This window comes from Streptomyces sp. NPDC046335 (assembly GCF_055587985.1).
In genome coordinates this window covers 434,060-456,221 of the sequence record NZ_JBVJFF010000004.1, presented here as the reverse complement: position 1 = coordinate 456,221, position 22,162 = coordinate 434,060, and the positions used below count along the sequence as shown (strand labels likewise).

The following is a 22,162-nucleotide window of genomic DNA, read 5'->3' as shown; positions in this document are numbered from 1 at the left end:
GCCACGCCCTCCCCGTCACCCCCATCCGAAGAGAGAGTCGCCATGTCCCGTATCCCCTGCCTCGACGACGAGGCGATGCCCGAGTCCCTGCGCTCCCTCAGCCAGGGGCGCATCATCAACGTCTACCGGATCCTCGGCCACGCGCCCCGGTCGGTCACGCAGATCGCCCGTCTCGGCGCCGCGCTCTTCGCCGAGGGCAGCCTCAGCCCGATGGACCGCGAACTGCTCATCCTCACCTACGGCACCATCTTCGAGGCCGAGTACGAATGGGAGCAGCACGTCCCCATCTCCCGGGCGGTGGGTGTCACGGACGCCCAACGGGAGGCCCTGCGCGCCCTGCGTCACGACGCCGACGTCTTCACCCCGGCCCAGCGGTCGCTCCTCGGTTTCGCCGCGGCCGCGGCCGCCTCGCCCCTGGTGGACGAGGCCCGCTTCAAGGCCGTGGCGGCCCACTACACCGAGGAGCAGCTCGTCGAGACCCTGATCCTCGCGGGTTTCTACTTTCTGCTCGCCCGTGTCTGCACCGTCCTCGACGTAGAGACGGACGCAGCGCAGACCGACGAGCTGGTGCGCATGGCCCAGAGCATGCACAACCACTGACGGCCCGGTACTGGGCGAGGACCGAGCGGCACACCGGCTCCGGCGGCCGGTGGGCCGCTGTCGCGGTCGTGGGCATGATTCCGTGGTCGTGGGCATGGTTCCGTGGTCGTGGGCATGATTCCGTGGTCGGCCTGACGTGCGTCGGCCTGCGCGACGAAAGGCCCTCATTTCCTGACACCGCCCGGCGTTCCGCCAGGAGCATCACAGAATCTGCATGACCCCTGGTCATCGAGTGCAACCGTTCGTGCACACGACAAGATATCGTTGGCCATGGAAATCCAACTGGCGTGTTTCTGACCGCCAGTTGACCGAAACGTGTGCCATGGGACACTCGCCGCCGTCGCCCCGTTCAGTCGGCGGCGCCGGCTGCTCTGCCCCCGATGACACCTGTAGAGGACGTGATGACAGACCTGGTACAGGCCACGACCGTACTGCCCTCAGTTCTGGCCCTGGCCGCCGGAGGTGCGGCCTGGCGGTTCTGGGACCAGTGCAGAGGCGAGCGCGCCGAGAACGGCCGCCTCCGTGGAAACGCCGAGGAGATCGCCGGGCAGCAGCGCGCCGCGGAGGCCGCCCTGGCACAGCTCGCCGGCGGGGTGATTCCCCGTCTCGGGGCCGAGGCGGAGCGTTCGGGCACCGGCCATGGTGTCGACATCGAACTGCCCGACGCCCTGGTGGGCACGGTGCTCGCGCAACGGCTGACGGAGCTGGCCAACTCCGCGGCACACACCGTGCGCAAGGTGCAGTACGACGCGCAGACCAGCACCAGTTCCCAGATCGCCGAGGCCCAGCAGGACGCGCGGGAGCAGACCGCACGCGCGCGGCAGGCTGCCGAGGAGTCCAGCCGCGCGGCGGTGCGTGCCGTCTCCTCCGCGATGGTCGGCATGGCATCGAAGCTGAGCCAGCGGGTCAGCCAGGGCGTGCGGCGCCACGAGGGCGACGAGGCGTACGAGACGCTGGTCGGCATCGACCACCCCACCCAGCAGATGCTGCTCGTGGCCCAGAACTACGTGGTCCTGTCGGGAGGCAAGCTGTCACGCCGCTGGCCGGCGACGCCGATGACCGATGTGGTGCGGGCGGCCATGGGAAGCATCGAGGAGTACGAGCGGGTCGAGCACCAGGAGCTCGCCGTCACGGTGACCAGCCGGGCCGTCGGACCCGTCGTACACGCCCTCGCGGTCCTCCTGGACAACGCCGTGCGCTACTCCCCCTCCTCCTCCCGGGTGCACGTGGCGTTCCAGGAGGGCCACCACGGGGTCTCGGTCATCGTGGACGACGCCGGTCTGCGCATGAACGAGGAGCAGTTGACGTGGGCCAGGGAGATCCTGACCGGTGAGCGGCGCGATGACATCAACCAGCTCGGCGCGCACCCGCAGACCGGTTTGCGGGCGGCCGCGGCCCTGGCCGGTGACTACGGGTTCCGCATCGACCTGGAGGCCCCGAACCCCTTCGGCGGCACCCGCGTGTACATGTTCATCCCCAAGAGCCTGCTGACCACGCCCGCCGCGCCGCGGCCCACTCCGCCACCGGCCATCGAACCGGCTCCCGCGACGCGCACCACCGCCAGCGGGCTGACCGTCCGGTCACGGAAGGCCCCGGCCGCGGGCGGGCGGACGCCTGCGTCCGCCTCCGAGAGCCCGGCGGTGGCGCCCGGGCGCCCCTCCATCGCCGCCGCCTGGGCGAGGGGCACGCGCAGCGCCCGTACCGAAGACCCGACCACCACGCACGAAGGAGCCCGACCGTGACCACCGGCAACGAACTTGGCTGGCTGCTCGACCGATCACTGGGGTCGGTCGAGGGTGTCCGGCACGCGGTGCTCATGAGCTCCGACGGTCTGCTGCACTCCCGTACGTCCGGCATCGGGCAGGACGACGCGGAGAAGTTCGCCGCGATCACCGCGGCCGTCCGCGCCGCCGCGCTCGCCTACGACGAGGAGACCGGCGGCGGTGGCACCCGGCAGGCCCTGATCGAGCTGACCAACCACGTCGGCCTGATCACCCAGGCCGGGGGCAACACCATGCTGTCGGTGCAGACCACGGGGCCCGACGCCGACATCGGCCTGATCACCCATCACATGCTGGAGCTGGCCCAGCGCGTCGGCCATGAGATGAAGGTCGCCGCGCGGCAGCCTTCCGGGCCCGGCCCCCTGGCGACGTGAGCGGACCGCGGCGAGACCCGGATCTGGTCAGGCCGTACGTCCGTACCGACGGACGGGTCCACGCCGACCCGGATGTGCGCCTGGAGACCGTGGTGCTCGCCGCGAGCGGCTCCAGGGACGGCCTGGGAGCGGACACCCGGCGCGTGATGGGCCTGTTCGCCCACTCCGCCGGCGGCGGCCTGGCGGTCGCGGACATCGCGGCCGCCCTGGAGTTCCCTCCCTCCACGGTGCGCATCCTCGTCTCCGCGCTCATCGACCAGGGCCTGTTGATCCGCCCGGTCGCCGCCGATCACGACCAACCCGAAACAGATCTGCTCCAGGAGGTACTGCGTGGTCTCCGCGCCCTCGTCTGACGGCCTCATCTACGTGCCTCCCGGCGTGACCCGGTCCGCGAAGATCGTGATCTCGGGGAGCTTCGGCGTCGGCAAGACGACGTTCGTGGGCAGCGTCTCCCAGATCCCGCCGCTGCGCATGGAGGAGCGGATCACGGAGGCCAGCGCGGGGGTGGACGACCTGGCACGCACCCCGCGCAAGACGACCACGACCGTCGGCATGGACTTCGGGCGGCTGCACCTGAGCGACGCGCTCGTGCTGTACCTGTTCGGCACCCCGGGCCAGGGCCGTTTCCGTCCCATGTGGGCGGGGCTCACCGAGGGTGCGCTCGGGGCGCTCGTCCTGGTCGACACCCGCAATCTGGAGGACTCCTTCGAGATCCTCGCGCTGCACGAGGAGCAGGGCACGCCGTACGTGGTGGCGGTCAACCTGTTCGACGGCGCACCGCGCTACGACCTGGACGAGATCCGCCAGGCCCTCGCCCTGGACGCGCACACTCCGCTGACGACGTGTGACGCGCGGGACGGCACCTCCAGCGTCCTGGCCCTGATCACCCTCTGCGAGTACCTGACCGACCTGCACGCACCCTTGGAGCCCCGCCCGTGACCAGCCCGACCACGACCGAGGCGGCGTCCGAGCGCCGCGTCGCCCTGTACGAGCCCGGGTTCGCGGCCGACCCGCATACGGCGTACGCGAAGATGCGGGCGGAGTTCGGTCCTTTCGTCCCGGTGGACCTCGTCCCCGGGGTCCCCGCGACGCTCGTCATCGGCTACGCCCAGGCCCGGCGCATTCTCAACGACCCCTTGCGGTTTCCGGCCGATCCGCGAGTGTGGGAGCAGACCGTTCCCGACACCTGCCCGGTGCGCCCGATGATGGAGTACCGCCCCAACGCACTGCGCTCGACCGGTCCCGCGCACACGCGCTACCGGTCGGCGAACACCGCCGCGATCAACGCCGTCGACCAGCACGGACTCCGTACGCTGGTCGAGCAGGTCGCCGATGCCACCATCGGCGAGTTCAGCGCGGCCGGCGAGGCCGATCTGCTGACCCAGTACTCCTGGCCCATCGCCTTCCGCGTCCTGAGCGCGCTGCTCGGCTGCCCGGACGAGACGGGCCGCCGCATCGCCGACGGCATGGCCAAGATCTTCGAGGGAGTAGACGCCACCAGCGGCAACGAGATCCTCGGGCAGGCCGTCGCCGACCTGGTGGGTCTGCGCCACCGGCACCCCGGTGACGACATCACCTCACGGCTCCTCGCGCACGACGCGGCCCTGGACGACGTCGAGATGGCCCACCAGCTCGTCACGCTCTACGGCGCCGGCATCGAGCCCCTGACCAACCTCATCGCCAACACCGTCCTGAAGATCCTCACCGACGACCAGTTCTCCGGGGACCTGCACGCGGGCGGTTCCTCGGTGCGCGAGGCGCTCGACACGGTGCTCTACCTCGACCCGCCCATGGCGAACTACTGCATCAGCTATCCGCCGCACCCGGTCGACGTCGACGGTTTCCTGCTGCCCGCGCACGAGCCCGTCGTCATCTCGATGGCCGGCTGCAACAACGACCCGGCCCTCGGCGACCAGCGCACCGCCAGCAACCGTGCCCACCTGGCCTGGAGCACAGGACCGCACGCCTGCCCCGCACGACCGCACGCCTACCTCATCGCCGAGACGGCCATCACCCACCTGCTCGACGCGCTGCCGGAGATGGACCTCGCCACCGCCCCCGAGGAACTGCACTGGCGCCCCGGGCCCTTCCACCGGGCACTGTCCGCCCTGCCCGTCCTGTTCCCCACCGTCGTATCCGTCTGAAGGGACACCCCACCATGGCCCTGTCCACCCGGCCCATCGTTCTGGACCCCACCGGGGCCCGCGCCCACGACGAGCACCGCGAGCTGCGCGAGCACGGTCAGGCGGCCCGCGTCGACATCCTGGGGGTGACCGCCTGGTCCGTCACCGACCCCGCCCTGCTCAAGGAGCTGCTGACCAGCCCCGACGTCTCCAAGGACGCCCGCGCCCACTGGCCGGACTTCGCCGAGACGGTCCAGCGGTGGCCGCTGGCCCTGTGGATCGCGGTGGAGAACATGTTCACCGCCTACGGAGCCGACCACCGGCGGCTGCGGCGCACGGTCGCGCCCGCCTTCAGCCACCGCCGCATCAGCGCGCTGCAACAGGACATCGACACGGTCGTCACCGACATCCTCGACCGCCTCGAAGCCCTGCCGCCCGGCGAGACCGTCGACCTGCGCGAACAGCTCGCCTTCCCGCTGCCCATCGCGGTCATCAGCCGGCTCATGGGCGTACCGGCCGAGCAGCGGGACGCCTTCCGCCGGGTCGTCGACGGCGTCTTCGACACCACCCTGACCGCCGAGCAGTCCGAGGCCAACACCAAGGCGCTGTACGAAGCCCTCCACCGGCTCATCGCCGCCAAGCGCACCGAACCCGGCGACGACATGACGTCGCTGCTGATCACCTCGCGGGACGAGGACGAGGACGGCGGACTGTCGGAGGAGGAACTCCGCGACACCCTGCTGCTGATGATCAGCGCCGGTTACGAGACCACCGGCAACGTCATCGACCAGGCGATCACCCAACTGCTCAGCCACCCCGAACAGCTCGCGCTGCTCACGTCCGGCAAGGCCGACTGGGCCGACGCCGTCGAGGAGACCCTGCGCCTCGAACCGGCCGCCCGGCACCTGCCGCTGCGGTTCGCGGTGACCGACATCGCCCTGCCCGGCGGCCAGACCATCGCCAAGGGCGAGGCGATCCTCGCCTCCTACGCGGCCGCCAACCGGCACCCCGACTGGCACGGCGAGACCGCGGACGCCTTCGACATCACCCGCGCCTCCAAGGAACACCTCGCCTTCGGCCACGGCGTCCACTTCTGCCTCGGCGCCCCGCTCGCCCGTCTTGAGGTCATCGCGGCCCTGCGGCTGCTCTTCGAGCGCTTCCCGCAGCTCGAACTCGCCGTGCCCGCGGCCGAACTGCTGCCCCTCGGCTCCCTGATCAGCAACGGTCACCAGTCCCTGCCGGTCCGCCTCAGGCCAGCCGCCACCGCCTGAGGACGGACGCCCGCCTTCCACCTCACTTCTTCTTACGGTGAGGTGGAAGGGGCCGCGTGGCGTGGCCTCACGGGCCACAGCTCTGCCGTGCAGCCCTGCCGTACAGCCGTGGCAGGACCGCCATCAGGCCATGCGACACCTTTCCGTCGGCCGAAGACGGGCCTACGCTGCGAAGGGAACCGCAAGAACCGGCCATTGCCCCTCCCGAGGGAGCACATGCGGTCGGCGGCGCTTGCTCGCACACCGCCGGCCACCAGTGAGGGCGTCCCGCGCGAAAGCCGCGAACCCGCGTACGTCGCGCCCGTGGAAGCCCCGCCCACGATGTACCGGAACGGGCCACATGACGGGCAAGTACGACACCTTCGACCCGCAGCAGCGGCTGACCATCGAGGAAGCACCCGCCGACGAGCATGGCGTCCTGCTCCGGCTCGGCGGGGAGCTCGACTTCGCCACGGTCCCCACGCTCTGCGGCACGGTCGTGGACCTGATGGCCGACGGGCACCGGCACCTGCGCCTGAACCTGTCCGCGATCACGTGGTGCGACAACGCCAGCCTCTACACCCTGCTCGGCATCCGCAGCGCGCTCGAGAACGCCGATGGCAGCCTGGCCCTCATCGAGGCCAGCCCCGCCATCCGCCGAGCCCTCGACCGCACAGGCCTCTCACACCGCCTGCCCGTCACCCGGAACTAGACATGGCCCGGGCAGGACCCTATGCGGCTCGGGGGGGCGAGCAGCCTCTGCCCCTGTGTCGGTGGGTCGCGATCACGGAGGGCCTAGGATCTCCGCGACCCATTCGTTCCCGACCCATTCGTTCGCGACCCACTCGTTGGAGGGCCGTTGCGGTACCTACGTCTCGCGGGTGTCCTTGCCGCGCTCACGCTCTTGTCGGCGTGCGGCGGGGGCGGCGACACGTCCGATGCCGAGCCCAGCGCGTCCAGCTCATCGCCGGTCGGGCTCCGCATGCACAGCGTCGGGGACCGCGGCGACGCCCGGCGCGGGCTCTCTCTGGACTTCGCCAACAAGGGGCGCCCGCGGCCCGATGTCACCGTGCGGGTACGCATCGGGGGCCACCACGCCGACGATGCCCGGCTGAAGCTGGAGCAGAGGGGCGGCAGCGACTGGAAGCCGGTGGCTCTGACGGCGGACAAGCAGGGCTCGACCGGCACCTTCCGTACGGACCTGCCGCGAGGGAACTCCCTGTCGTTCCTGCGCATCACCCCGCGCACCCGCCCCGAGGTCGAAGGCGAGGGGTTTTCCGTGGACGTCGCGGTGCGGGACGGGTCTCGCACGCTGGCGCGCGAGCGCCACACCGAACCGCTGGCCACGCTGTCGCTCAACCCCGTCTCCCCGGTCACTCCCGCGCCACTGCGGGACGGCCACTGGACCGAGGTGGTCTTCACCGCGGTCAATCACTCGCACAGCGCGTACCCGAAGGCGCAGGTACAGGCGGACTACACCGCCTGCGACGCGGCGGACGACCCGTACGACTCGGGCGACTGCCGGGAGGTTTCACCGCTAGTGACAACTTCTCTGCGCACCCAGTTCCACGACGGCAAGGGCTGGAAGGACGCCACCGCTCCCGACGACGGCTCGATGCTCGCCGAGACACTGACCATGCCGATCGGAACGCTCCCCGCGGATTCCACGCGGAAGTTCAGGCTCAGGTTCACCGGCCGCGAGAATCTGGACAGCAAGGTCCATCTGCTCGTCCTCAGTGCCCGTGTCAACGGGAAAGCCACCGGCGCCTCCGAGCGCTCGCTCGATGTCGCGCCTCCGCTCACTTTCGCCGTCCGCTGACGCCCTGGCCCCTGCCGTCGGCCGTCTTGTCGCACTACGGGATGACTGTCTCGGCAAAGACGGGGAACTCGTACATCTACAGTTTTGTAGATAAATTTGTAGACGAGTCGCAGAGGAAGGCAGCCAGCATGGAGATCTCAGGGATCATCACCGCGATCGTGATCGGTATCGTCATCGGGATCCTGGGGCGTCTCGTCCTGCCGGGCCGGCAGCGCATCGGCGTGCTGTGGACCATCGCGGTCGGCATCATCGCCGCCCTCGTCGGTACGGCCATCGCCGGAGCCTTGGACGTCGCGGACACCAAGGGCATCGACTGGATCGAACTCGCCATCCAGATCGGCCTTGCCGCCGTCGGTGTCGCCGGCCTGGAGCGACTCAAGGGCCGCCGCTGACCTTGTCCTGTCCACCATGGCGGCGGCGAGGGGCGAGGGGCGAGGCGTAACGGGTGGCCGACTCGGACGCCGACTCCCAGGTGCCCGCTTGCCGTAGTGCCCGCTTGCCGTGCGGCGCGGGGTCGTGGCCGAGCCACGGCTCCGCGCCGCTCGGCGGATCGCGCCAGCGCTTTCGGCTCCCGAGGCGGAAGCGGCATCCGAGCAGTGCGGCAACCTACTCCGGCGGCGCTCGACGTCCAGCCGGACGACTCCACCACGACGACTGAGAGCCGACACCCGCCATGCCCCGCTCGATCGCCGCCAACACCCGCGTCGACCTCGAAGGCCTCCTGGACTTCGTCCGCCCCCGCCACCGCGCCCTGCTCATCACCAACCGCAGCGACGGCACCCCCCAGGCGTCCCCGCTGACCTGCGGCGTCGACGACGCCGGGCGACTCGTCATGTCCACGTACCCGGAACGCGCCAAGACCCGCAACGCCCGCCGCAACCCCATGGTCAGCGTGGTCGTCCTCTCGGACGACTGGAACGGGCCCTGGGTCCAGATCGACGGCGAGGCCGAGGTCCTCGACAGCCCCGACTCCATCGAGCCGCTGGTCGAGTACTTCCGGAACATCTCCGGCGAGCACCCCGACTGGGACGAGTACCGCGAAGCGATGCTCAAGCAGGGCAAGTCCCTGATCCGCGTCACGCCCCGCCGCTGGGGGCCGGTCGCGGTGGGCGGCTTCCCCGCACGCCTGGCGGAGTGAACAGCCGCCTGGCCAATCCAGGAGCTAACCGTCCCGGCGCACCTTGTGGACGGCTGTGTCGTCGGGGGCCAGTCGCCGTCCGTCGGCGGACAGCACTTCGAGTGCGCGGAGGCGCTGTCCCTGCCGGCGGTCGACCAGTTGTGAGTGCGGTTCGTCCGGAGCGAAGAAGTTCTGTTCGCCCCACTGCCGCAGGGCCACGATGACGGGGAAGAGCTCCTTGCCCTTCGGGGTCAGCACGTACTCGCGGTAGGCGCTGCCGTCAGAGGCGGGGACGGATTCGAGTACGCCGCCGGCCACCAAGGTGCGAAGACGCGCGGTGAGGATGTTCTTCGCCACGCCGAGGCTGCGCTGGAACTCCCCGAAGCGCCGGCTTCCGTCGAAGGCGTCCCGCACGATCAGCAGGGACCACCAGTCGCCGATGGCGTCCACCGACCGGGCGACGGGGCATTCACTGTCGTCGAAGCGCGTCCTGGTCACCAAGGCGTCCCTCAATCGGTCTGCTCGATCCCACTGGTTGCAACATGCTACCAAAACGCATACCGTCACCCCATTCCAAGAGTGGTAGCAAGTTGCCACCACATCACACGTGACGGGGAAGGGTGCCGATGCCCTGCAAGAATGCGGACGCGGCCGCTGCACGACACGACGAGGTCCGCCGCAAGCCTGAGGAATCCGCGTACGAGCTCTCCCGCGGCGTCGTCGCGCTGTTCGCCGTCGCCTGTGGTGCCGCGGTGGCCAACGTCTACTTCTCCCAGCCGCTCCTGGTGACCATGGGGCACGACCTCGCCATGAGTCCGGCGCTCGTCGGGAGCGTCGTCACCCTCACGCACGTCGGCTACGGCCTGGGCCTCTTCTTCCTCGTACCGCTCGGGGACATGGCCGACCGCCGACGGCTCGTCGTGGCCCAACTGCTGCTCCTCGTGGTGGCCCTGGCCGTGGTGGCGACCGCCGGTACCGTCGCGATCCTGCTCGCGGGCATGGCCGCGACAGGGCTCCTCGCGGTCGTCACGCAGACCCTGGTGGCCTTCGCGGCATCACTGGCCACGCCCGCCGGGCGCGGCCGGGTCGTCGGCCTGGTCACCAGCGGCGTGGTCATCGGCATCCTGCTCGCCCGCACCGCGTCCGGCCTGCTGGCCGACCTCGCGGGCTGGCGCTCCGTCTACCTCGCCTCGGCCGCGCTCACCGCGTTGCTCGCCGTGGTCCTGCACCGAGTACTGCCGCGCCACCGTGACGCTCCGCCGACGAACCTGCGCTACGGGCGGCTTCTGCGCTCCACGATCACGCTGTTCGCACAGGAACGGCTGCTGCGGCTCCGGGCCCTGTTCGGCCTGCTGGTCTTCGCCGCGTTCAGCACTCTGTGGAGCAGCGTCGCGCTGCCGCTCAGCGAGGCCCCGTACTTCCTGTCCCACAGCGCGATCGGGGCGTTCGGGCTGATCGGTGCCGCCGGCGCCCTGGCCGCGGGGGTGGCGGGCCGCCTGAACGACCGCGGACACTCCCGGCGCACCACCGGCGCCGCCCTGGCACTCCTCGCCATCTCCTGGCTGCCCCTGGCCTTCACCCGCAGCTCGCTCTGGGCGCTGGTGGCCGGGGTCGTCCTTCTCGACCTCGCCGTGCAGGCGGTCCATGTCACCAACCAGACCCTGATCTACGCGCTGCGCCCCGACGCGGGCAGCCGGCTGATCGGCGGTTACATGGTCTTCTACTCGATCGGCAGCGCCACCGGCGCCATCGCCGCGACCTCCCTCTACACGGCGGCCGGCTGGGGCGCGGTGTGCGCGCTGGGCGCGGCGTTCAGCTGCCTCGGTCTCGCGGTGTGGGCGTTCACTGATCGCGGATCTACGCAGGGGTGAGGATTCCGCCCGGTGTGGACTGCCGTGGACTGCGCGCGGACGCCCAGGGGGACGAGCCCGCTGCCGTCGAAGCGGGCGGGGATGGAAAGATCTGCCGGGTGAACAGTGATACCGCAGTCCTCGCCAACCCCGTGACCGAGTCGCTGCTCGGGCCGCACGCGCACCTGGGCCGACGGCTCGGGCAGGCAGCCACGTACCTGCCGGGCGTCTCGACCTTCTGCGCGCTGCCGGCCGAGCCCGGCGCCCAGGACTGGTCGGACCTTGCGGAGCTGCTGGGGCCCGGCGGTTTCGCCGACATGTTCAGCAGCCCGGCGCTGCCGCCGCCGGGCTGGGAGCCCGTCTTCAAACTTGAGGGCCGGCAGATGCTCTGGCCCGACAGCCCTCCGCTCGCCGCCCCGTCCCCGGCGGCCGGTACCGCGATAGCCGAGTCGGGGGCCGTCGAGTCACCGGCCGTCGAGTCGATGGCGGTCGAGTCGACGGTCGTCGATTTGGGGCCGGGCGACGTGCCCGAGATGCTTGACCTCGTCGCGCTCGCCCAGCCAGGGCCGTTCGGACCCCGCACACACGAACTCGGCACCTACCTGGGTATCCGCGCGCAAGGACGCCTCGTGGCGATGGCGGGCGAGCGGCTGCGGCCCCCGGGCTTCACCGAGATCAGTGCCGTGTGCACGGCCCCCGAGGCGCGCGGCCAGGGGCACGCCGCCCGTCTGGTGCGTGCGTTGGTCGACCGTGTCCTGTCCCGAGGCGAACGGCCGTTCCTGCACGTGGCCGAGGCGAACACCGGCGCCATCGCTCTCTACGAGCGGCTCGGCTTCGAGAGCCGCCAGGACGTGACCTTCCGCGGTTTCCGGACGCCTTGAGGCTCGTGGACGCCTCCTATGCCGCCCGGCCGCCGACCGCAGCGACGTACGCATCGAGGGCGGAGTGCGGTGTACGGCCGAGCAGGGCCCGCAAGGAACCGCGGTCGTCGATGGACGTGCCGTCGAGGAAGCCCCCGGCGATCGCCGAGTACGTGCTCAGGAGCATCGGCACCTGGAACGGCAGCGCGTGACCGGCGCCACTGATCGCCTCGCGGGCCGTGGCGAGCGTGCCGGGTTCGTACGAGCCACCGATCGCCGCGGCCAACTCGGCGCCGCCCAGGGCGTGTTCACCGACCAGTTCGTACGTGCGGCCCTCGTGGTCAGCGGGGGCCGATGCCACACGTACCGCCACCTCGGCCAGATCTTCGCGCGCCACGGCGGCCAGGCGCCCCGTGCCCAGCGGTGCGGCTATGACGCCGTCGGGGCCGGGCGCGGCGATGGCGGCGAGGAACTCGGCGTACAGGCCATTGCGCAGGATCGTCCACCTGAGCGAGGAGGCACGCAGCATGCGTTCGGTCACGCGGTGGGCGAGCGCGTAGGTGAGGTGGTCGCCGTCACCGGCCAGGCTGGTGTAGACGACGTGCCGCACACCCGCCTTCTCGGCGGCGGAGATCGCGGCCTCGTGCCGGGCGGCGACGACGTCGTCCTCGGCGGCCCCGGCGGAGATCATGAGAAGGGTGTCGACGCCGGTGAATTCGAGGGACGCGGGGTCGTCGAAGTCGATGTGGCGTCCACCGGGCGTGGGCCTGCGGGAGCCGACGACGACGTCGTCGCGGCCGGCGAGGCGGGCGGTGATGAGCGTACCGAGGGCGCCGGAGGCGCCGGTGATCATGAGCATGGGAAGCTTCCGTGTGAGGAGTGGGTGAGTACTGTCAGGTAGGTCTCGGCTTGGGCCTGAGGCTTTAGCTGACCTGGACCATGGTGATCCGCGGCGCGCGGCCGCGTAAGGAGGCACTCTGATGTCAGCAGGGCACATGGCGGTAACCACCGCGCCGATCGCGCCGCCGAACAATGCGGGTGCTGCGGGGGCTGCGGACGCTGCGGACACCGCCGAGCCGGTGATCCGTTGTGAGACCCCGCAGGACGAGTGCGGGGTGCGTGACGTCCTCGACCGCCTCGGCGACAAGTGGTCCGTATACGTCGTGGTCGAACTCGCCTCAGGCGTCCTGCGGTTCAAGGAACTGCAGCGCAGGATTCCGGGTGGCATCTCGCAGCGCATGCTCACCGTCACCGTACGCCGTCTGGAGCGCGACGGCCTGGTCAAGCGCACGGTGTACCCGACGATCCCGCCGCAGGTCGAGTACGAACTGACGGAGCTGGGCCACAGCCTCACCCACCTCATCAAGGCCCTTGCCGACTGGTCGATCGGCCACCGCCCGGCCATCACCGCGGCGCGCGAGGCCTACGACGACGCGGCGGCCAAGGTGTGACCCTCTCGCGGCGCCGAGGTCACGAACGCCCGCGGCCGGCAACACGCTTTGCTCGGTTCGCCCGACGAACCCACGTGCCATGCCGCCCCGGAAAACACCCCGCACCGGCACGTTGACGCCAGGGCACGCGGCAGATGACGTCGTGCCGCGAGCTGCCCGCCCGGAAGACGCGTCCCAGAGGTGTCGGCACTGATGGACATAATGCGATCTGTGTACCTGAGTCCGGAGGAGGAACCCGTGTCTTCACCTTGCGACCCTGAGAACGCCCCTGCCGGCGACGTCGGCGGGGCGCTCATGATGGTCGACTCCCGGCTCAAGAGCGTTCACAGCGACAGAACCGAGAACGATCCCGTGCAACAGGCGCTGAGCGATCAGTTCACCGCGTCGCTGGACCACGAGGGGATCACCGATCTCCTGGACGGCACGTGCACGCTCATCTATATGTACATGATCTGGCTGCGCCAGGTGCACGAGAGCCAGGACAAGGACGTCATCGAATACGTGGTGCCGACCCTCGTGGCGACGATGCGCAGGATGCCCAAGAGCATCCGTCCCGAGGTCATTCCCACCATGGCCGGCCTCGTCGTCGCCGCGGGCATGGGCCTGAGCCCGAATCTGTGGCGGCTCCAGTACGGAGACTGGACCAGGAAGGAGATGAACTCCTTGGAGGCCACCGCCTTCCTGCTCGCGGACCACATCAACCGCGTCACCGACGATCCAGACTTCGCCACCCGCCTTATCACGGAGGCGATGTCCCTCTCCGAGGAGAACTGAGACACGGCGCCCCATGTGACGGAACCGCTGTCGCCCTGCACTCAGGGCTGCGTTCCCAGCGCTCGTTCCTACTCCGGGTCGGTGTCCTCGTTGACGTGCCCCAGGTGCAAGGGCGTCGGCCGTCGCACGTCGCTCGTCAACAGGTCAGCGAGCAGGTGGGCCATCCTCTTCGGACGGACCGTCTCCGAAGTGGCGGCCAGCTCGTCGACCGGCCACCAGCGGTGTCCGTGCCGGGCTTCCTCCGTATCGATTTTTATCGCATCCGCCTCGTCGAACGTGACGCGGGCGAGGCGATACTCCTCGTACTGGTCGAAACTCTGGCCATCCACGCTGAAAAGAGCCTGCCGGGTCCAGACGATCGGGCTCAGCCGCCGGACAGGCAGTCGCAGTGCCGTCTCCTCCCACACCTCGCGCACTGCCGCCTGGAGATAGTCCTCACCGTCTTCCACTCCCCCTCCGACGGTGAACCACCATCTCGCTCCCGGACTGCGTGGATCCCTGCCGCACAACAGAAGAAGACGATCACGCTCGTCGACCAATAGCACACGGGACATCCATCGCCGTTTCGACTCCATGCCAGGCGACGCTATCTGCCTGCGGCTCACTGCGGCTGCCGATGCCGCCAAGGGCCCCCAGGGGCCAAGGCATCGAGCACTGCCAGGAGTTGTGGCGGTTCTACCGGGTCCGACAGGGAGCTGAGGTTCGACCGCTCGGTCCAGATGTGCGAGTGCAGGCTGGTCCGCTCTTCGGGCAGCAGGCCGGTCCGCAGCAGGGGTGGTTGTTCTACGGCGAAGTGGGCGACGAAGAACAGCTCCGTGCCGACGTACCGCTTTCCCATCCAGCGGACGTCACGGTCGACGGGTACCGATCGGTCCAGCACTGCTGCCGGGTCCAGGCCGGTCTCCTCGGCGAGTTCGCGTCGTGCCGCCGCGAGCGGTGTCTCGCCGGGCTCGATGCCGCCACCAGGTGGCTCCCACAGATGGTTGCCGTCCACCGGGTCCCGCCACCGCAGCAGAAGCAAGCGGTCGGCGGCGTCCAGACAGAGGACTCGTACGGCGGGTCGATGTGTCGTCTCCACCAGGGGGACGGTATGCCGCACCGCAAGACATGGGCAAGGCCTCAGGTGCGGCGGCGCGCGAGGTGGACCGTGAAGTCCGCGTCCAGTTCCACCGTGGCGGGCAGGACCCGCAGGGTCCGGCTGAACACCTGCTCTCGCTCGTGGGGCGGCAGGACGAGATAGGCCGAGACGGTCGAGAGATGGCCCAGGTAGTCGCGGGCGCTAATCGACAGGCGTCGTGCGATACATCTCTGCTGGACATCCGTGAACCACTCGGAGCGTCGCAGCTCCGTACCCGGCCACCGCATCCCCTGTTCGGGAGGTCTACCGTCCGGGGACCGGAGCTCATCGGTCGTCAGGAACGATGCCCGAGCCGCGCGAGCGGCCGACTCCACAGCGGGGTCGGCCAGTCGCATCGGGCCGCCGCACGACACGAACACACCGTCCGGCTCCAGCAGCCCGGCCACTCGCGCCCACCGGCCCACCGGGTTCGTCCAGTGCAGCGCCGCCGCCGCATAGACGAGTCCGTAGCGCTCACCCGCCCCGAAATCCGCGTCCTCGAACGCGGCTTGCACTGTCCTCACCCCGGGTGGCACGTGCTTGTGCAGTTCCGCGAGCATGGCGCCGTCCGGTTCGGTCGCGGTGACCGCGATGCCCCGCCGCGCGAACAGGCGGGTCGCTTTGCCTGTTCCGGCGCCGATCTCGAGGGCGGTCCTGATCGGATGGCCCGCGTACGCCATCACCATGTCGACCAGCTCCGCCGGATACCCCGGCCGATACCGTTCGTACGCCTCCGCCACCGCTCCGAAGCTCTGTGCACGATCAGACATGCCAAGCATCCTGACACGAGCCGGCCCCTCCGCGACCTGACCGGGCCTGAGCGGCGGCTACGTCGACCGCGGCATCGTCGATGAGACGGTGTCGTCGGGATCGGGCAGCGGCGCCTGCCGCGGGCGGGCGCGCAGTCCGTCGAGAAGGATCACCAGATAGCGTCGCCACGTCTCCGAGGGGCGTTCCGCGGGCAGGGCCATGACTGCGTCGAGCATCGCGGCGACGGGTCCGAGATCAGCCTCGGTCACTCCCTCACGTAGCGTGCCCTGCGTGCGAGCCCGTGACAGAAGGTGCTCGCAGTGCACGGTGATCTCCTGCCGTGCTCGGGCCAGACCGGCGCCCTCGACGGCACCATGCCGCATCAGTTCTCGTAGCCCTCGGTTGTGTGCTGCCCGTGCAAGGGCCTTGTCGAGGAAGTCGGCCAGAGCGGTGAACGCGTCGTCCTCGGCCCGGGCCTCCCGTGCCATCGCTGCGATCTCGTCGAGCTCTTCGGCGAAGACGGCCTTCGCGAGCGCCTGCTTGTCGGGGTACTTCCGGTAGACCGTGCCGACTCCGAGGCCGGCGTGGTGCGCGACATCGTTCAGCGTGGCTTGCAGGCCGCGCACGGCGAAGACCTCGCGTCCGGCCTGGACGATGCGGCGACGATTGAGCTCGGCGTCCCGCCTCAGTGAACGCCTTCCAGTCCCCCCGGCTCCCCCGGCTCCCCCGGTCACCAACGGTTCCTCGCCTGCCTTCTCCCTGCCCATGAATGGCTCCTTCCCTTTCTCCTGCGATGGCCGTTGACCATGTCCGGGCCTAAGCGGATACATCATATCCGCATCGTGGTACGGTCCCGCCTAAGCGGATATCCAGTATCCGCATGGAGTCCACTCGGAGCAGGGAGGGTTCAGGCATGCGAACCGTGGTCATCACCGGAGGAACCGACGGGCTCGGCAAGGGGCTCGCACTGCACTATTTGCGCCAGGGCGCGCGCGTGCTCGCCGTGGGCAGTACGTCAGCCAAGGGAGCCGCGCTTCTGGCCGAGGCGAGGCGCGCGTCAGCCGGTGACCGAGTCACCTTCCTGCAAGCCGATTTGACCTCGGTCGCGGCGGCCACGGACCTCGTCACCACCATCGCCGACACCTGCACCTCGGTGGACAAACTCGTCCTCTGCGCCCAGCGGTACCAGTTCACGGGGCCCCGTATCGTCACACCCGAAGGGTTCGAGCGCGGCTTCGCCCTCACCTACCTGAGTCGGTACGTACTGAGCCACGGCTTACGCGCGTCACTGGAGTCCGCGCCGCGACCGGTCATCATGAACGTCGGCACCCCCGGCGTCCCTCTGGGCCGGATCCACTGGGAGGATCCGCAGTTGGAGCACCGCTACAACGGCGTCCGAGCCACCCTGCAGTCCTTCCGCGCCAATGACCTGCTCGGCATGGCCTTCTCCGCCGTGCACGACGGCACCCCGATCCGCTACATCGGCTACAACCCCGGCGTCGTGGCGACCGGCATGCCCGACCACCTTCCGCAGCCGCTGCGGGCCCTCACCAAGGCTTCCTTCGCCATGCTGGCCACCTCCGTGGCGAAAGCCGTCACCCCGATGTACCGCCTTCTCGACGATCCGCCGGACGCGCGATTCACCGCCTATCGCGCCACACGCCAATTGCCCCTGAAAGGCACACCGTTCGATCAGGATGCGGCTCTACGCCTGCACCGACTCACGGAGACTCTGGTGTCTCGACGGAAGGCGTGAGGGCGTCAGGGCGTGAGGACGGCCCGGGTGGGATGTGGACCGTCATGATGAGGTGGCACGTGTCGGTGCCCGCGCCGCGGTAACCGTGTGGGGCGTCGCCGTCGAACGTGGCGGTCTGGCCGGCCTCGACAGCATGCTCCGTGCCGTCGACGATCAGCGTCATCCGGCCGTACGTGACGCTGACGGTCTCCACGACTCCGGCCTGGTGCGGGTGGCTGGGGTACTCCTCGCCGGGCTCCAGGCTCCAGCGCCAGACCTCGACCGGGGCCGGTCCCGAGGTGGTCAGCATGAGGCGGGCCTCGCCGCCTTGCTCACCGGCCCACAAGGGCATGACCTCGTCGGCGGCCACCACCCGCACACGCCCCTCCGCCGACCCCTCCATCAGGGCGGACACCGAGACGCCGAGGGTGTCGGCGAGCCGGACGAGCGTGGCGAAGTTCGGATTGCCCTGTGCCCTCTCCAGGCCGACCAGGGCGCCCTTGCTGACCTTGGCACGCCGGCCCAGCTCGTCAAGGGACAGGCCCGCGCGCGTACGGGCGGCTCTGACGTTGCGCGCGAGCGTGCGCAGGGCTGCCTCTGCCTCGGGCACCTGATCACCTTTCCTCGGGATGGGCTTGGACTCCGGGCTCCGGACTCCGGACTTCCCTTATCTGCCAAGTGCTCGAATGTACCGTCCGGTCATTTGGTTGACAGCAGGCGGTCGTTTCATTGTACGGTCGAGTCGTTCCATTGTGAAAGTTGGGGAAGTGCGTGATCGCTCTGCTGCACGGTGATGGTCGCCGCACCCGCCAGCCCGATGAACGTGCTCACGCCCCGCCCCTCAACATCGCCCCTGCCAGGAGACCCGCATGTTCATCCAGCCCTGGGACACGAGCCTGGACGACGCCGAGTGGCAGACCTGGGTCGCCGAAGGCCACGACTTCGGCGTCCTGAGCGTCAACGGCCTGCCCGGCCGAGCCCCCGTCACCGTTCCCACCCACTTCACCGGCGGCGACGCGGGTCACCTGCTGATCCACCTCGCCCGGCCCAACCCGGCCTGGAAGGCGATCGAGCACGACCCGCACGTCACCTTCACCGTCATCGGCGACTACGCCTTCATCCCCGGCCCCTGGCGCGCCAAGGACGGCACCCCGCCCGTCGACGGCGTCCCCACCAGCTACTACTCAGCCGTCCAGTTCACCTGCCGCGCCCACATCATCGACGAGCCCGAAGCCAAGGCGGAACTGCTGCGCCGCCAGCTCGCCCACTTCCAGCCCGACGGCGACCACGCCCCCGTCGCCGCCGACCAGCCCCCGTACGGCCGGATGCTGCCGGGCATCCGCGGCCTGCGCCTGGACGTCACCGACGTACGGGCCAAGTTCAAGTACGACGACCACAAGCCGGTCGAGCAGCGCGCCGACATCGCCGACCGCCTCGCCGATCGCGGCCAGGGGCTCGACACACCCACCGCGCGGCAGCAGCGCCGCCGACTGGACCGCATCGGCCCCTGGAAGGCCTGACCCCGCCGCACCGAACGCCGCCCCCCTCCGCCCATCCACGTCCACGTACACCTACCCGTACAGGAACTGAGTCTCTCGCCATGACCCTCCGCATCGGCCCCGCCGTCACCGACGCCTTCCCCGACACCCGTATCGCCGTGGTCACCGCCACCGGGCTGCGCGGCCACGAGCCGTGGCCCGCCACCGCTGCCGCTGTCCAGGACCTGGAGCAGCAGCTCGCCGACGGCGCCTGGCAGCCGGCCGACGAGACCGATCCGCGCATCGAGGCGTGGCACACCGCCTACCGGTCCTTCGGCACCAATCCTCGCCGTATCCGGCCCAGCGTCGACGCGCTCGGCCGCCGCATGGCCAAGAAGGGCACCCTGCCGCGGATCAACCCGGCCGTCGACTCGTACAACACCGTCTCCATCCGGCATGCCCTGCCCGCCGGCGCCTTCGACCTCGGCCAGGTCACCGGCGACATCGACATCCGGTACGCCGACGGCACCGAGGAGTTCACCCCTCTCGGCGAGCCGGACACCGTCGAGAACCCCAAGCCCGGCGAGATCATCTACGTGGATGCCACCGGCGTCCTGACCCGCCACTGGAACCACCGCGACGCCCACCGCACCCGGGTCACCGAGGACTCCGCCCACGTCGCCTTCGCTCTGGAGACCCTGCACGCCACCCGCGACGGACACCTCCTCGAAGCCGCCGCGAACGAACTGCTCGACCTGCTCACCCCGCACGCCGCGCAGACCGCCGTCCACTACCTCAGCGCCGCCCACCCCGACGCCGACGTCTGACGCACGCGTCAGGCCCGGTGACGGTCGACGATCCCCTCGACGATCCGCATCAGCCGCTCCCCCGTCCGGTCGATGCTCCCGTTCTGCCTGCTGACCTGCGCGCCTTCGAGTACGAAGGTGATCTCGGCAGCGGTCTGCTCGGGGTCGGGCAGCCCCGCCTCGGCGCACATGCCGATCAGCCTGCGGGTCTGGCGGGCCTTGTGCTCCTCGATCACCTGCCGGGCGGGATGGGAGCGGTCGGGCAGCTCGGCGAGGGAGTTGATGAACGGGCAGCCGCGGTGCGAGATCGTCGGCAGCCCCTCCGCGATGAATCGCGCCAGGCCCAGGATCTGCTCCCTCGGCCGGTCGGGGTGTTCGGTCTCGACCCGGTCGAACGCCGCCTGGTAGTCGGCGGCGACGATCCGCAGCCACTCCGCGACCAGCGCGTCCTTGGTCTCGAAGTGGCGGTAGATCGCCATCTTGGTGGTCTCGGCCCTCTCGGCGATCGCCTGGACGCCCACCCGATGAATCCCCTGGCTCTGGAAGAGCTCCTCCGCCGCGTCGAGGATGCGCTCGCGTGGCGGCAGCTTGGCCACTCTGCTCGGCCTTCTGGCGGTCGATGTCATGACTGCACTGCTCCGTACGTCTCGTCGGTCGACGCCCTCGACGCCCTCAGCACCTGCTACGGTACCAGTCTGTCCTGCCCGATACCGCTCGGTATCGGGCAGGACTCAACGGTATTCATCTACGGCTGGAGTGACACGTGAGAGTCAGCGAATACGTGAGCCATGACGCGGTCGGCCTCGCGGAACTGGTGGCCAGGGGCGACGTGACGCCCGCCGAACTGCAAGCGGCCGCTCGCGAGGCCGCGCGGATGGTGAATCCTCGGATCAACGCCGTTGTCGAGACATGGCCGACCGACGACAAACCGGCTCCGGGCAGCACGCCGCTGGCCGGAGTCCCGTTCCTGATCAAGGACCTCGGCGTCTCCATGGCCGGTCGGCGGACGGAGTTGGGCAGCCGTCTCGCGGCGGGCAACGTCGCGCACGCCGACTCCGCGTTGATGCGGCGCTTTCGCCGCGCCGGCCTCGTGACGTTCGGGCGTACCACGACGCCGGAGATGGCCTACAGCATCACGACCGAACCGGCGCTGTACGGGCCGACCCGCAACCCCTGGGACCTCGAGCGGAGTGCGGGCGGTTCCAGCGGGGGCGCGGGCGCGGCCGTCGCCGCCGGAGTGGTGCCGATCGCGCACGCCACGGACGCGGCGGGCTCGATCCGCATCCCCGCCGCCCACAACGGCCTCTTCGGGCTCAAGCCCACGCGCGGCCGGGTCTCCATGGGCCCGGACATGGACGAGATCTTCAGCGGCCTGGCCGTGCAGGGCGGTGTCAGCCGTACCGTGCGCGACAGTGCGGCACTGCTCGACCAGATCCGCGGCCCGGAGCCGGGTGACCCCTACTTCGCCCAGCAGCCGTGCCGCGGCTACGCGGAGGAGGTCACCCGTGACCCGGGCCCGCTGCGGATCGGTGTGCTCACCCAGGCATGGGGTGGGCGCCGTACCACCGCGCCGGTGGCCGACGCCCTCTCACGCACAGTGGACCTGCTCGAATCCCTCGGCCATCGGGTGGAGGAGGCGCGGGTCGACCTCGGAGCCGACTGGGAGGAGTTCGTCCTGGCCGGCGCCCGGCTGATGGCGGCGAACCTCGCGGCCTCGGTCGACGAGCTGGCTGCGGCCTTCGGCCGGCCCGTCGACGCCTCGACCCTGGAACCGGAGACCCTTGCGGGCTACCACTACGGGCAGCGGGTCAGTGGCCCCGAGTTCGTCACCGCGCTCTCGATGCGGAACCGGGTGGGCCGAAGCCTGGCACGGTACTTCGACACCCGCGAGGCCCGCGACACCCATGACACGAGTGGCGGGCACGACATACTGCTCTCCCCGACCCTGCCGGAGCTCCCCATGCCTCTGGGGGCCTATGCCGAGGGTGGTGAGGCGTTGGACGGCTTCGGCTGGATCGACCGCCTCAACGACCGCTCGCCGTTCACGATGGCGTTCAACGTGGCGGGCACACCGGCCATGTCCGTGCCCCTGACGGCCGACCCCGGGACGGGGCTCCCGATCGGCATGCAGTTCGCCGCCGGTTACGGGCTGGAGGGCCGCCTCTTCCGCCTGGCCGGTCAACTGGAGCGTGCGTGCCCGTGGGCGGGACGTACCCCCGCGGTGTGGGCGGGCGACCACACCGGGCGGTGAGCAGCTTGCCGGGCGGGCCGACCGCG

The 22,162-nt window shown here is 70.2% G+C and carries 27 protein-coding genes; 19 read left to right on the top strand and 8 right to left on the bottom strand.

Annotated elements, in window-relative coordinates; genetic code table 11:
- The first annotated feature begins 42 nt into the window (after positions 1–42).
- The 11 genes from ACZ6JY_RS11550 (at position 43) to ACZ6JY_RS11500 (ending at position 9,085) form a co-directional block, all read left to right on the top strand.
- Positions 43–600: a carboxymuconolactone decarboxylase family protein gene (locus tag ACZ6JY_RS11550; protein ID WP_469194688.1), complete on the top strand. Its 558-nt coding sequence runs from the start codon at positions 43–45 to the stop codon at positions 598–600.
- Between the two features lie 401 nt (positions 601–1,001).
- The gene (locus tag ACZ6JY_RS11545) at positions 1,002–2,342 is read left to right on the top strand and encodes an ATP-binding protein (protein WP_469194686.1); all 1,341 of its coding nucleotides are present in this window, start codon (positions 1,002–1,004) and stop codon (positions 2,340–2,342) included.
- Positions 2,339–2,755 carry a roadblock/LC7 domain-containing protein gene (locus ACZ6JY_RS11540; protein WP_469194685.1) on the top strand — a complete coding sequence of 139 codons (417 nt, stop codon included), beginning with the start codon at positions 2,339–2,341 and terminating at the stop codon, positions 2,753–2,755. Before ACZ6JY_RS11545 ends, ACZ6JY_RS11540 begins: the two co-directional genes overlap by 4 nt.
- The gene (locus tag ACZ6JY_RS11535; RefSeq protein ID WP_469194683.1) at positions 2,752–3,108 is read left to right on the top strand and encodes a DUF742 domain-containing protein; all 357 of its coding nucleotides are present in this window, start codon (positions 2,752–2,754) and stop codon (positions 3,106–3,108) included. Before ACZ6JY_RS11540 ends, ACZ6JY_RS11535 begins: the two co-directional genes overlap by 4 nt.
- The gene (locus tag ACZ6JY_RS11530; RefSeq protein WP_469194682.1) at positions 3,086–3,694 is read left to right on the top strand and encodes a GTP-binding protein; all 609 of its coding nucleotides are present in this window, start codon (positions 3,086–3,088) and stop codon (positions 3,692–3,694) included. Before ACZ6JY_RS11535 ends, ACZ6JY_RS11530 begins: the two co-directional genes overlap by 23 nt.
- A complete protein-coding gene (locus ACZ6JY_RS11525; RefSeq protein ID WP_469194680.1) occupies positions 3,691–4,899 on the top strand; it encodes a cytochrome P450 in 1,209 nt (402 codons plus the stop codon). Before ACZ6JY_RS11530 ends, ACZ6JY_RS11525 begins: the two co-directional genes overlap by 4 nt.
- 14 nt (positions 4,900–4,913) lie before the next feature.
- Entirely contained in the window at positions 4,914–6,149 is a 1,236-nt protein-coding gene (locus ACZ6JY_RS11520) for a cytochrome P450 family protein (RefSeq protein WP_469194679.1), read from the top strand.
- A 340-nt stretch (positions 6,150–6,489) separates the two neighbouring features.
- Positions 6,490–6,840, top strand: coding sequence for an STAS domain-containing protein (locus tag ACZ6JY_RS11515; protein ID WP_469194677.1), 351 nt, complete (start codon positions 6,490–6,492; stop codon positions 6,838–6,840).
- A gap of 147 nt (positions 6,841–6,987) precedes the next feature.
- Entirely contained in the window at positions 6,988–7,947 is a 960-nt protein-coding gene (locus ACZ6JY_RS11510; RefSeq protein WP_469194675.1) for a hypothetical protein, read from the top strand.
- 128 nt (positions 7,948–8,075) lie between these two features.
- Positions 8,076–8,339 carry a GlsB/YeaQ/YmgE family stress response membrane protein gene (locus ACZ6JY_RS11505; protein ID WP_469194673.1) on the top strand — a complete coding sequence of 88 codons (264 nt, stop codon included), beginning with the start codon at positions 8,076–8,078 and terminating at the stop codon, positions 8,337–8,339.
- A 281-nt stretch (positions 8,340–8,620) separates the two neighbouring features.
- Positions 8,621–9,085: a PPOX class F420-dependent oxidoreductase gene (locus tag ACZ6JY_RS11500; protein WP_469194671.1), complete on the top strand. Its 465-nt coding sequence runs from the start codon at positions 8,621–8,623 to the stop codon at positions 9,083–9,085.
- A 24-nt stretch (positions 9,086–9,109) separates the two neighbouring features.
- Here the strand turns inward: ACZ6JY_RS11500 and ACZ6JY_RS11495 are convergent, their stop codons facing one another.
- Complete coding sequence (locus ACZ6JY_RS11495; RefSeq protein WP_469194669.1) at positions 9,110–9,565, bottom strand: winged helix-turn-helix transcriptional regulator; 456 nt, start codon at positions 9,563–9,565, stop codon at positions 9,110–9,112.
- 125 nt (positions 9,566–9,690) lie between these two features.
- Between ACZ6JY_RS11495 and ACZ6JY_RS11490 the strand changes: the two genes are divergently transcribed.
- Positions 9,691–10,935, top strand: a complete 1,245-nt coding sequence (locus tag ACZ6JY_RS11490; protein ID WP_469194667.1) for an MFS transporter — start codon at positions 9,691–9,693, stop codon at positions 10,933–10,935.
- A gap of 98 nt (positions 10,936–11,033) precedes the next feature.
- Positions 11,034–11,795 (top strand): GNAT family N-acetyltransferase, encoded by a 762-nt coding sequence (locus tag ACZ6JY_RS11485; RefSeq protein WP_469195039.1) that lies wholly within the window; start codon positions 11,034–11,036, stop codon positions 11,793–11,795.
- 16 nt (positions 11,796–11,811) lie between these two features.
- Here the strand turns inward: ACZ6JY_RS11485 and ACZ6JY_RS11480 are convergent, their stop codons facing one another.
- The gene (locus ACZ6JY_RS11480) at positions 11,812–12,633 is read right to left on the bottom strand and encodes an NAD(P)H-binding protein (protein WP_469194665.1); all 822 of its coding nucleotides are present in this window, start codon (positions 12,631–12,633) and stop codon (positions 11,812–11,814) included.
- 121 nt (positions 12,634–12,754) lie between these two features.
- On the opposite strand from ACZ6JY_RS11480, the gene ACZ6JY_RS11475 reads away from it, so the two are divergent.
- Both ACZ6JY_RS11475 and ACZ6JY_RS11470 read left to right on the top strand, forming a co-directional pair.
- Entirely contained in the window at positions 12,755–13,225 is a 471-nt protein-coding gene (locus tag ACZ6JY_RS11475; RefSeq protein ID WP_469194663.1) for a winged helix-turn-helix transcriptional regulator, read from the top strand.
- Between the two features lie 237 nt (positions 13,226–13,462).
- Positions 13,463–13,999, top strand: a complete 537-nt coding sequence (locus ACZ6JY_RS11470) for a hypothetical protein (protein ID WP_469194661.1) — start codon at positions 13,463–13,465, stop codon at positions 13,997–13,999.
- Between the two features lie 68 nt (positions 14,000–14,067).
- On the opposite strand, the gene ACZ6JY_RS11465 is transcribed toward ACZ6JY_RS11470, so the two are convergent.
- Genes ACZ6JY_RS11465 through ACZ6JY_RS11450 form a run of 4 tightly spaced genes read right to left on the bottom strand, consistent with a single transcriptional unit; the run spans position 14,068 to position 16,633 of the window.
- Positions 14,068–14,553, bottom strand: coding sequence for an NUDIX hydrolase (locus ACZ6JY_RS11465; RefSeq protein ID WP_469195037.1), 486 nt, complete (start codon positions 14,551–14,553; stop codon positions 14,068–14,070).
- A 47-nt stretch (positions 14,554–14,600) separates the two neighbouring features.
- Positions 14,601–15,077: an NUDIX domain-containing protein gene (locus ACZ6JY_RS11460; RefSeq protein ID WP_469194659.1), complete on the bottom strand. Its 477-nt coding sequence runs from the start codon at positions 15,075–15,077 to the stop codon at positions 14,601–14,603.
- Positions 15,078–15,118: 41 nt separating this feature from the next.
- Positions 15,119–15,886: a class I SAM-dependent methyltransferase gene (locus ACZ6JY_RS11455; RefSeq protein ID WP_469194657.1), complete on the bottom strand. Its 768-nt coding sequence runs from the start codon at positions 15,884–15,886 to the stop codon at positions 15,119–15,121.
- 57 nt (positions 15,887–15,943) lie between these two features.
- Positions 15,944–16,633, bottom strand: coding sequence for a TetR/AcrR family transcriptional regulator (locus ACZ6JY_RS11450; protein WP_469194655.1), 690 nt, complete (start codon positions 16,631–16,633; stop codon positions 15,944–15,946).
- A 146-nt stretch (positions 16,634–16,779) separates the two neighbouring features.
- On the opposite strand from ACZ6JY_RS11450, the gene ACZ6JY_RS11445 reads away from it, so the two are divergent.
- The gene (locus ACZ6JY_RS11445) at positions 16,780–17,622 is read left to right on the top strand and encodes an SDR family NAD(P)-dependent oxidoreductase (RefSeq protein WP_469194653.1); all 843 of its coding nucleotides are present in this window, start codon (positions 16,780–16,782) and stop codon (positions 17,620–17,622) included.
- Here ACZ6JY_RS11445 and ACZ6JY_RS11440 read toward each other — a convergent pair.
- Positions 17,588–18,211, bottom strand: coding sequence for a helix-turn-helix domain-containing protein (locus ACZ6JY_RS11440; protein ID WP_469194651.1), 624 nt, complete (start codon positions 18,209–18,211; stop codon positions 17,588–17,590). The genes ACZ6JY_RS11445 and ACZ6JY_RS11440 overlap by 35 nt on opposite strands.
- A 259-nt stretch (positions 18,212–18,470) precedes the next feature.
- On the opposite strand from ACZ6JY_RS11440, the gene ACZ6JY_RS11435 reads away from it, so the two are divergent.
- Together ACZ6JY_RS11435 and ACZ6JY_RS11430 are read left to right on the top strand one after the other, a co-directional pair.
- Positions 18,471–19,121 (top strand): FMN-binding negative transcriptional regulator, encoded by a 651-nt coding sequence (locus tag ACZ6JY_RS11435; protein ID WP_469194649.1) that lies wholly within the window; start codon positions 18,471–18,473, stop codon positions 19,119–19,121.
- 80 nt (positions 19,122–19,201) lie between these two features.
- The gene (locus ACZ6JY_RS11430) at positions 19,202–19,906 is read left to right on the top strand and encodes a B3/B4 domain-containing protein (RefSeq protein ID WP_469194647.1); all 705 of its coding nucleotides are present in this window, start codon (positions 19,202–19,204) and stop codon (positions 19,904–19,906) included.
- Positions 19,907–19,914: 8 nt separating this feature from the next.
- Here the strand turns inward: ACZ6JY_RS11430 and ACZ6JY_RS11425 are convergent, their stop codons facing one another.
- A complete protein-coding gene (locus ACZ6JY_RS11425; RefSeq protein WP_469194645.1) occupies positions 19,915–20,511 on the bottom strand; it encodes a TetR/AcrR family transcriptional regulator in 597 nt (198 codons plus the stop codon).
- A 137-nt stretch (positions 20,512–20,648) separates the two neighbouring features.
- Here ACZ6JY_RS11425 and ACZ6JY_RS11420 point away from each other — a divergent pair, with 137 nt between their 5' ends.
- Complete coding sequence (locus tag ACZ6JY_RS11420) at positions 20,649–22,136, top strand: amidase (RefSeq protein WP_469194643.1); 1,488 nt, start codon at positions 20,649–20,651, stop codon at positions 22,134–22,136.
- Positions 22,137–22,162 lie beyond the last annotated feature (26 nt).